This is a genomic window from Wolbachia endosymbiont (group A) of Scambus nigricans (assembly GCF_947251485.1).
Classification (GTDB): Bacteria; Pseudomonadota; Alphaproteobacteria; order Rickettsiales; family Anaplasmataceae; genus Wolbachia; species Wolbachia pipientis.
Window position 1 is genome coordinate 630396 of record NZ_OX366356.1, and the last position, 10284, is coordinate 640679.

5 protein-coding genes and 3 pseudogenes are annotated in these 10284 nt (G+C 36.6%); 5 read left to right on the forward strand and 3 right to left on the reverse strand.

All coding sequences use genetic code 11. The features are described from left to right. Positions 1–292: 292 nt before the first annotated feature. Entirely contained in the window at positions 293–1273 is a 981-nt protein-coding gene (gene pdhA, locus OPR46_RS03630) for a pyruvate dehydrogenase (acetyl-transferring) E1 component subunit alpha (protein WP_265042770.1), read from the reverse strand. Positions 1274–1328: 55 nt separating this feature from the next. Between pdhA and hemJ the strand changes: the two genes are divergently transcribed. After that, entirely contained in the window at positions 1329–1757 is a 429-nt protein-coding gene (gene hemJ, locus OPR46_RS03635; RefSeq protein WP_010082641.1) for a protoporphyrinogen oxidase HemJ, read from the forward strand. A 165-nt stretch (positions 1758–1922) separates the two neighbouring features. On the opposite strand, the pseudogene OPR46_RS07000 reads toward hemJ, so the two are convergent. Beyond that, positions 1923–2847: pseudogene (locus OPR46_RS07000) on the reverse strand (IS5 family transposase). Between the two features lie 74 nt (positions 2848–2921). Here OPR46_RS07000 and OPR46_RS03650 point away from each other — a divergent pair. The 3 genes and pseudogenes from OPR46_RS03650 to OPR46_RS03660 form a co-directional block, all read left to right on the forward strand. After that, entirely contained in the window at positions 2922–3140 is a 219-nt protein-coding gene (locus tag OPR46_RS03650) for a hypothetical protein (RefSeq protein WP_265042774.1), read from the forward strand. Between the two features lie 585 nt (positions 3141–3725). Next, positions 3726–4844: pseudogene (gene miaB / locus OPR46_RS03655) on the forward strand (tRNA (N6-isopentenyl adenosine(37)-C2)-methylthiotransferase MiaB); the annotation flags it as partial. Positions 4845–4948: 104 nt separating this feature from the next. Further along, positions 4949–5149, forward strand: a pseudogene (locus OPR46_RS03660) (TRAM domain-containing protein); the annotation flags it as partial. A gap of 139 nt (positions 5150–5288) precedes the next feature. Here the strand turns inward: OPR46_RS03660 and OPR46_RS03665 are convergent. Next, a complete protein-coding gene (locus OPR46_RS03665) occupies positions 5289–6755 on the reverse strand; it encodes a peptide MFS transporter (RefSeq protein WP_265042776.1) in 1467 nt (488 codons plus the stop codon). A 176-nt stretch (positions 6756–6931) separates the two neighbouring features. Here OPR46_RS03665 and OPR46_RS03670 point away from each other — a divergent pair, with 176 nt between their 5' ends. Further along, a complete protein-coding gene (locus OPR46_RS03670) occupies positions 6932–10273 on the forward strand; it encodes an isoleucine--tRNA ligase (protein ID WP_265042777.1) in 3342 nt (1113 codons plus the stop codon). Positions 10274–10284: the final 11 nt, after the last annotated feature.

Sequence of the window (10284 nt, forward strand, 5' to 3'; positions counted from 1 at the left end):
GTCAGCTACTCGGATGACAAGAGAAGGTACTAGCCTGACACCCTGACAACCGTCATCCCGCTGCTTGTTAGCGGGATCTAGAGATACCGCGAATGAATCGCGGTATGACGGTTCGCGGCGGCATGACGTAGAGCTTGCGTTAGCTATACTTTTATACTCACCAACTCAGCTGGATCCAAGTAGTCAGAGCGCTGGGATGACAAAAAAAGGAGGGCACTTGGATGACGGGAGAAGGAGCTATTTGGATGACATCGTTTACTATACAATGTTTGTACAGTTCTGGATAAAAAAATTAGCTAACAAATTTATAAACATCAGTATACAGCTCATCAACGCTTGGTTCTTTACTATTTTTGGCAAAATCTTCCGACTTTTTTACTAAATCACGTATTTCCTTATCAATTACTTTGCACTCTTCTTCTGAAGCCATTTTATTATCTGTCATGTATTTCTTTAAAGTGCTTATAGAGTCATGATTTTGCTTCATATCTTCAACTTCTTCTTTTAAGCGATAAGTAGCAGGATCTGACATTGAGTGACCGCGATATCGATATGTCTTCATTTCAAGCAGGATAGGCCCTTTTCCGCTGCGTGTGTGTTCCTCTGCTTCGCTTGTAGCCTCATAAACAGAGAAAAAATCCATTCCATCAACTTGTTTTCCAGGAATACCAAAACTTTCTCCTCTTTTATATAACTCTGTTACTAAAGTTGACCTTTGCACGGAGGTTCCCATTGCGTATTCATTATTTTCTATGATGTAAACCACAGGCAACTCCCACAAAGATGCCATATTAAACGATTCATATACTTGTCCTTGATTTGCAGCACCGTCGCCAAAATATGTAAATACCACATTATCTTTTTTCTTATATTTATTAGCAAATGCTATTCCTGTGCCAATTGGAACTTGTGCTCCCACTATTCCATGCCCGCCGAAGAATTTTTTTTCAACGTCAAATACGTGCATCGAACCACCTTTACCTTTCGAGCATCCTGTTTCTTTGCCGGTAAGCTCTGCCATTACAACATTTGGATCAGAATCACATGCGAGCATTAAGCCATGGTCTCTATAACTTGTGATAAAAGCGTCACCTAATTTTGATGCAGCTTGAGTTCCAACTGCAACTGCTTCTTGTCCTATTGATAGGTGACAGAACCCGCCTATTAATCCCATCCCATATAATTGTCCTGCTTTTTCCTCAAATCTGCGTATGAGTAGCATTTTCCTGTAGAATCCAATTATCTGTTCTTTAGTGAAATTTTCTGCTTTCATATCGATTTCTTTTTCATTAAACTAACACAATACCAGGAATTTTAAATTTTTGCTAATGAACTATTACCACTGGCTTGAGGCTTTTCACGTTATCTCTGTTATCATGTGGATGGCAGGTATGCTTTATTTACCCAGGCTTTATGTCTACCATGCAACTGTAAAACCGGGATCGGAAAATGATAGCTTGCTTCAAACAATGGAAAAGAGGCTACTTAGATATATCATAAACCCTGCAATGCTTTTCTCACTTGGTCTTGGAATTACACTAATGGTTATTAGGGAAGCATATCGTGAAGGATGGTTTCATGTAAAAGCATTTGCAATACTTTTGATGTTAATTATTCATATGCTACTTGCAAAATATAGGAAAAATTTTGCAATGGGTTCGAATAAGAAGTCACATATTTATTTTCGCGTTTTAAATGAAGCAGTTACAGTATTGATAATAGTTATAGTTATTATGGTTGTTGTAAAACCTTTTTGACTGACCTTACCCAAAAAAAGCAGAAAGCTCGTATCTGTTCAGATGCATGGCTGATGTACAATACTGAAATAAAAATTCCAGTGCTCCCTTTCTTGTCATCCAAGTAGCTGACACTGGGATGGCTTTGTTGCATCACACTTTATGAGATGGTGATTTATGGTAAATTCATGTAACTGTCTCAAATTTAGCCATACCAATATCAGTGAATTTATTAAGCAAATAGCATTTGATTAGCAGTTCTTTTTCTCGATTTATCTCAGATTTATTCCTAAAACTAAATCCGAATATTTGCTTTAATCTTGAGAAAAACCCTTCAATATAAGATCTTTTCCCATAATTTACTTCTTTTTTCCATTCTTTCATGCCATCTTCACCGTATAATTTTATTAACCTAATAGCAGCATTCCTGTCAGACATATAATCTATTTCTGGATGTTCTGCCGCATTGTTTATTGGTGGAATTTTTGTCTTTATATCATATTCGTTACACAACTTATAAAACTTGTGCCTATCACATGCTCTATCTGCATATAGTGCTTTTATGGCATGCTGAAAATCAACTTCTTTTAGCAAATCACAAGCTCCATAGTGATCAGCCGTTACTGTATTTTACAGCTATGGCTTTTTTGTTGTTTATATTCAACATTACGTGCAATTTTCTCGTTTGCTCATAGCCACGATATTTTCTGTCAGTGCTATTTTCCTTACTGTGTGTTGTTGTATATACTAATTCCTGTACTGTCTATAGCAATTTCGATATCTTCCATATTATTTTCTGCAATCATTGATCTTAATATTAAGTTTTTTTTGATGCTTGTGAATAGCTGATAACTGCCAAACCTCTTCCTATTTGTTGCAAATACCCTTTTATAAACCCGACTGTTTGTCTTAAACCAATTCTAAAGAAACTGACGATTATATGCACCAAAATCACAACTTTATCACTATAAATATAGTTGCCGCCCTGCATTTTTGGACAATTCTCGTACCAATTTTCTATGGCGTCATTGATATAACAAAAAATGCTTCCTCTTTCTTGGAGAAATTTGTTATATTCATGGCAGTTACTGACTCTCATTTTTTGTGGCATATTTTTTCTTCAACAGTTAAATGGCTATTTATAATGAATTTTGTCAGTAACTGCCAGTTCTTTTCACTTGAGCGATGCAACAAAGCCCACTGGGATCCAGCTTTCTTTACAAATTCACCAAAAGTGCTTCATTCTATAACGCAAAACCCATACTCACCAAACTCAATGCATTACTTGCAATTAAGTTTCCTGGATGCCAGTGTCAAGCTACTCGGATGACACCATTCTTTTTCCTGGATCCCAGTGGGCTTTGTTGCATTGCTAGCTATGATGGATTAAAGATAAAAAGATAGGGAATATCAGTAGCTTATTATTCTGGTATTTATAACAAGAACGGTCAATGAATACCTAAATTTGAGTAAAAGAAATTTCACTACCATTTACCAATCCGGCTAAAATTCAAGAATTTCAATGCTTTAGCTATTTTCAATAGAATTAAATTTATTAATATAAATAACAAATTACTATTCTTAAATTTGATCAGATTGATTGCAAAAAAACAAGATTTTCAATAGGTTGCTTATAATCCTAACTATAGTTAGCCTTTCATAAGTAGCGATGCAACAAAGCCATCCCAGTGTCAAGCACTGGGATGACAAGAAGAGGGCACTGCCCTCTTGGATGGAAGCCAGTGTTAGCTACTTTCATGACACCCTGACAACCGTCATCCCGCTACTTGTTAGCGGGATCTAGAGATACCGTGATGGTATGACGTAGGGGTTGCCGAGAACTTGTCATCCCAGTGCTTGACACTGGGATCCAGTTTTTCGTATAATTTTGTCAAAATCTATTGTGCTAGCAAGTTCACTAGCGTCACGCGCTGGTCTGTTAGACATTTACGTGTAGGGTGAAGAAATTTTGAAAAAGACATACCAAATATGAAAGGCCTATATATTAAAACTTACGGCTGTCAGATGAACGTTTATGACTCCGTTTTAATGGAAAATGTAATTAAACCTTTGGGGTTCAACGTTGTTAGTGATGCAGGGAAAGCCGATTTAGTGATACTGAATACTTGTCACATTAGAGAGAAGGCAGCAGAAAAACTTTACTCAGAGCTTGGGAAGATTCATTCGTTACGAAAAGAAATGACTATAGTGGTGGCTGGGTGTGTAGCGCAAGCAGAGGGAGAAGAAGTGTTCAGAAGGGCTCCTTTTGTTGATATTGTTGTTGGTCCGCAGAGTATCGCTACCTTACCGGAGCTGATAGTCAAAGCAAGCAGAAGTAAAGGTCATGTAATAAACACTGATTTTCCTGAAGTTGCAAAGTTTGATAAATTGCCAGATGAATGCTATGGCAATAGCCAGGGGTCTTCTGCGTTTCTTGCCATACAATAGGGTTGTGATAAATTTTGTACGTTTTGTGTAGTGCCCTGTACTCGTGGAGCTGAGTATTCACGGCCAGTGAATGAAATATTTCGTGAAGCATTGAAATTAGTTGCAAATTGGGCAAATGAGATCAATTTGCTTGGTCAGAACGTCAATGCTTACCATGGGGAGTGCGAAGGGGAAGTGTGGGATTTAGGAAAATTAATTAGTCATATTGCTAAAATTGAAAAGCTAGAGAGGATTCGTTATACAACTTCTCATCCAAGAGATATGCATGAATCTCTCTACTTGGCACATGCGGAAGAGCCAAAGCTCATGCCGTTTGTTCACCTGCCTGTGCAGTCTGGTTCGAATAAAATATTGCACGCGATGAACAGGAAAAACACTGCAGAGGAGTATTTGGAAATAATAGACAGATTTCGCAAATTGAAACCTGAAATCGAATTTTCTTCTGATTTTATTGTTGGTTTTCCTGGAGAAACCGAAAAAGATTTTGAAGAAACTATGAAATTAGTAGAAAAAGTTAGATATGCTCAGGCTTATAGTTTTAAATACAGCCCAAGACCAGGCACACCGGGAGCGGAAAGAAAAGATCAAGTACCAGAAGAGGTTAAAATAGAGCGCCTTCTTCGTTTACAGAAATTAATTAGTAAGCAACAACTTGAGTTTATAGCTCTTTTTACAATAATCCGAACAGACCGTAATATGCTACTGGCCTGCTATAGCCATAAACACATATCTTATCGCATTCGGACTATTATAAGAAAGGCTATAACCAGAGTATGGTAGGTAAAACTATACCTGTTCTATTTAGCGATAAAAAAGGTAAACACCAAAACCAAATTATTGGTAAAAGCCCATATATGCAATCAGTGTGCATTGATGATTCTGAAGATAAATACAGGGACAAAATAGTAAATGTGAAAGTGTTGGAAGCTCGGCAGAGTAGTTTGCTGGGGTGTGCATTTCACTGATTTTAAGCAGCGTTAAATATAAATCTTAAGCAAAGAGTATTGAAAAAATGCAATCATAATCTTTTTCAAAAGTTACAAAGTTTAATTGCTACCTCTGCTGAACGGGTACCTTAAACCTACAAATTTGAGCTTACCTATATCAATTTTTTGTACAAGATGAGTTAGTAACAACTTTATGTATAAAATTGAAGAAGAATAAAAATACAATAACGAGCATTAAATTAAATATTCCCACCTTTAAAAAACCCTCTTTATATATTTCTAAAGATTCTAAATAATTTATTTTACCATTTACTGAAGGAACTGGCATAAATTTTGATATTGCAACTCCGGCTAGGTTAGAAAACGCTAATGACAGCATTACTATACCCATCACTACTCCTCTAAGGTTTTTGGGGGCTAGTGTAGTTGCTTGTTCTTGGACTAATGGAGCAATACATAATTCTCCCAGTCCCATAAAGGAGATAGCAATTATTAAATATAAGTATTCTACTTTACCTTCAATGTTAGAGTTTAAACATCCTATGTACAGTGTGAAAAAACACATAGCCATTGTCAGAAGGCCAAGGGTAAACATGGAAGTTGCATATTTTTGCTTAAACTTCATGTATGTTCCAAAAAGAAAGCCAAATATTATAATTGACAAAGGATTTATGGCTTGAGAAACTGAAGCTGGGATTGTTATACCTAATACATTGTTAATAACGTTTCTTTCGGTGAATAAGTTAACCAAAGAGCCAAGCTGCATTTCTAAAGCAAAAAAACACAAGAAAAATACCACAAGAATAGATAATGCCACTAATTTTCGTCTTTGTTCTGCTGATAATTTAGATATTATATAAATAAATATGCCCAGAGCTGTTATTCCAATAAATATGAGCATATTAGTAAAAAATTCACTATGTATAAGCATTTTAGCAATTATTGATGATGACAGAAAGCTTCCTATCAATACTATACCAAAAATTTTAATCCCTAATATGCGCTTATTCATAAGCTCTGGATAAGGAGAAAGGCCGCTATCTCCTAAAAGATTCTGAAATTTGAGAAAAAAGATTAGCCCTATAGACATCCCAATACCAGCTAAACCAAAGCCGTAGTGCCAGCCAAACAAGTGGGCTACATAACCACATGAAATAGAAGCCAATATTGCTCCAATATTCACACCTACGTAAAATAAAGTAAAGCCTCTGCTACGTTCAGGATCGTCTTTGCCATAGCATGAACTAAGTAAGTTAGTTACGTTCCCTTTAAACATGCCAGTACCTATGGCTATTAGAGATAAACCTAAATATAATAAACCTGGTTCAAACTTAACCAATGACATGCAAGCATGACCTGCTATCATCACTATCCCTCCAAGCAACACCATGTTGCGGAATCCCATCAACTTATCAGCTAAAAAACCTCCAAGTATTGGTATAGCATAACCTGTTGCAGCAAATAATGAGTAAATAGTAAAGGCCCTCTCATCAGTGAAACCTAAGTGAGAAGTCAAAAATAGGACCAAAAGTGCCCTCATTCCATAGTAAGAGAAACGTTCCCACATTTCAACAAAGCACAACATCTTTAAAAATTGTGGAAACTTATCTGTCTTCTGATCCATAAAATACCCCTAAAGCTTGGGTTAATGTTAAGTAAAACAATAAAAACTGCAAGTAAAACTTAAAAAAAGGTATTGGAAGCTTGGCAGAATAGTTTGTTGGGGTGTGAGCTACGGAAATATTTTTGAATTTGTAATTTTTCAGAAAGCCCTGTATTCTTTAGTTTTACATAGCGAACATGAAGTCAAAGCATTATCCTGATACAGTAAGTAGTCCTGATTTTTCATCGTTAGAAAAGGAAATCATAAAATTTTGGCAGGAAAACAAAGTTTTTGAGCGGTCAGTTGAAGAACGTTCCAAGGATAATTGTTTTGTCTTTTACGATGGGCCTCCGTTTGCAAATGGACTTCCGCATTATGGACATTTACTCACTGGTTTCATCAAAGACGCATTTGCAAGATATCAAACTATGCTTCAAAAAAGGGTTGAACGTAGATTTGGCTGGGATTGCCATGGATTGCCGGCTGAGATGGGTGCAGAAAAAGAACTTGGAATATCTGGTAGAACTGAGATAGAGAAGTTTGGTATAGATAAATTTAACGATCATTGCCGTACTTCTGTGATGAAATTTTCATCAGAGTGGGAGAAGTATGTAAATAGGCAAGCAAGGTGGGTAGACTTTCACAATGACTATAAGACTATGGATAAATCATTCATGGAGTCGGTCATGTGGGCATTCAAGCAGCTTTATGATAAGGGTCTGGTGTATGAATCAGTGCGCGTTGTACCATATAGCTGGGCATGCGAAACTCCATTATCTAATTTCGAAACAAGGCTTGATAACGCGTATAGAGAAAAAGTTAGCAAAGTTGTAACTGTTGCATTTGAGCTTTTAGAAAACCCACAGCAATTTAAAAGTGTTAAACGAAAGTGTAAATTACTTGCTTGGACTACAACTCCTTGGACGTTGCCGAGCAACTTGGCTTTAGCAATAGGAAAAGATATTAAGTATTGTGCAGTGTCAGTCCACCCTTTGATGTCATTCCAGCGCGTGACGCTGGAATCTATTTCTGGATCCCAGTGTCTGGGCACTGGGATGACAGGGAGTAGTGAAGGAAGTTCAATGAATGGTGAAATATACATTTTTGCTGAAAGCTACTTAGAGAAATTTATCAGCCACTCTGAACAAAACAATATTCCATATGAAAACTGCAATATAAAACTTAAAGCGAATGATCTTGCAGGTCTTTCTTACAAACCACTGTTTGACTATTTTAAAGACACAAAAAATGCATTTCGCGTTTTTATTGCTGATTATGTGACGGAAGAAGACGGTACTGGCGTTGTGCATACTGCTCCTGGATTTGGTGAGGAAGATTTTTACCTTTGCCAAAGCCATGATATTCCAGTTATTTGTCCAATTGATAACAGTGGAAAATTTACTGCTGAAATTTCAGATTTGGCAGGGGTTCATGTTTTTGATACCAATGATACAGTAATAAAAAAATTAAAAGAGCAAGGGAATTGGTTTAAAACTGAACAATATATTCACAATTATCCACACTGCTGGAGAACTGACACTCCTTTGATCTATCGCACTATGCCTTCTTGGTATGTTGCTGTTACAAAATTCAAAAGCAGAATGGTAGAGCTAAATAAGAGAGTTAATTGGATACCAAACCACATTAGAGATGGTCAATTTGGAAAATGGCTTGAAGGGGCACACGACTGGTCAATTTCACGCAATCGATTCTGGGGTACACCAATCCCTGTATGGAAATCAGACGATGCGAGATATCCAAGAGTAGATGTATATGGTTCAATAGAAGAACTGGAGAGAGATTTTAATGTTAAAATAGACGACTTGCACAGACCATTTATCGATACTTTAACAAGACCAAATCCTGATGACCCAATAGGAAAATCAGTTATGCGCCGTGTACCTGACGTGTTTGACTGCTGGTTTGAATCTGGCTCGATGCCATTTGCGCAAATCCACTATCCGTTTGAAAATAAGGAGTGGTTTGAATCTGCGGATTTTATTACCGAGTACATAGCACAAACCAGGGGGTGGTTTTATACGCTCTTTGTATTGTCTACTGCTTTGTTTGATAGGGAACCATTTAAGAACTGCATATGCCACGGTGTTGTTTTGGATGTAAGAAGGCAAAAATTGTCCAAACGTTTGAATAACTATGCAGATCCAATGGAGGTTTTTGATAGATACGGTTCTGATGCGCTGCGTTTTCTTATGCTTTCTGGATCTATTGTTTGTGGTGGTAATTTGCTACTTGATAAAGAAGGAAACTCAATACGAGATGTTCTGAAAAACGTAATAAAACCTATTTGGAACAGTTATCACTTTTTTACTATGTATGCAAATGCAGATGGAATTAAAGCTGAAGTTTGTAAGGATTATCAAAGTACTATTGATCGCTACATGATTTCCAAATGTTTTGAAACTGTAGAAAGTATCCAAGCTTCTATGAACAGCTATAACTCCCAAGAGGCTTGCAAAATTTTAATGAACTTTTTTGAAGTGCTAAATAATTGGTATATTCGTCGCAGTCGCGAGCGTTTTTGGAAAAGTGATTTGGATCAGGATAAAACTGGTGCTTATAATGTTCTATATACGGTTTTTTATTACATACTAAGAGCTGCAGCTCCTTTGTTGCCACTTATAACAGAGAATATATGGCAAGGGCTTAAGTATGAAGAAACATCTGTTCATTTGGCTAATTTTCCACAATTAGAGAAGTTTGATAGTCAGCTCATTGCCAAGATGGATCTAGTGAGAGAGGTGTGCAACTCTGCACTTTCGATCAGAAACACTTTTAATATACGTATCAGACAGCCGCTTGGCAGTATGATCATTTATCATCAGTCTTCCTGTAGTTTTCTTGAAGGTGAACCGCTTTCTGTCATCCCAGAGTTCTCTCCTGTTATCCAAGTAGCTGACACTGGGATCCAGTGTGCTGCAAATTCAAATGAGTACCAGGAGATGATAAAAGATGAGGTGAATGTAAAAAGCTTGGAATTAGTAAACAGACTTGAAGGTATTGCATCACTAGAGTTAAAGCTAAATTTCCCACTGCTTGGGAAAAGAGTTCCAGACAAAATCAAGAAGCTAGTTCAATATGTCAAGGAGGGAAAATGGAAGCAAGTTGAGGATGAGCAGATATTTCTAGGAGACGAATCAGAGAACTATATTATAGAAAAAGGCGAATATGAACTATTGTTAAAAGCAAACAGTGAATATTCCTCTGTATTTGATAACAATAAAGGGATTGTCATTCTAAATACTGAACTAAATGATGAATTAATTCTAGAAGGGCTTGCAAGAGATGTCGTGAGGCTCATTCAGGAAACCAGGAAACAAGCTGATTTTCATATGTCCGATAGAATCAGAGTAATAATCAAAACAGAAGATGAGAAAATTAAGGAAGCAATAAATACGTGGATTGAATATATAAAAGAGCAGACCCTTACCTTATCTTTGGACATTAATACAGAAATTGGAACTAACTTTTATTTTAAGGAGTACCAAAATTTGATAGTTGGTATTAGGTTAAATTATTAGTAGTTGAAAGT

Excerpts from the sequence above, each read along its gene's own strand:
- pdhA (WP_265042770.1), bottom strand. The coding sequence starts at position 1,273 with ATGAAAGCAGAAAATTTCACTAAAGAACAGATAATTGGATTCTACAGG.
- OPR46_RS03650 (WP_265042774.1), top strand. The coding sequence starts at position 2,922 with ATGCAACAAAGCCCACTGGGATCCAGCTTTCTTTACAAATTCACCAAA.
- OPR46_RS03665 (WP_265042776.1), bottom strand. The coding sequence starts at position 6,755 with ATGGATCAGAAGACAGATAAGTTTCCACAATTTTTAAAGATGTTGTGC.
- hemJ (WP_010082641.1), top strand. The coding sequence starts at position 1,329 with ATGAACTATTACCACTGGCTTGAGGCTTTTCACGTTATCTCTGTTATC.
- OPR46_RS03670 (WP_265042777.1), top strand. The coding sequence starts at position 6,932 with ATGAAGTCAAAGCATTATCCTGATACAGTAAGTAGTCCTGATTTTTCA.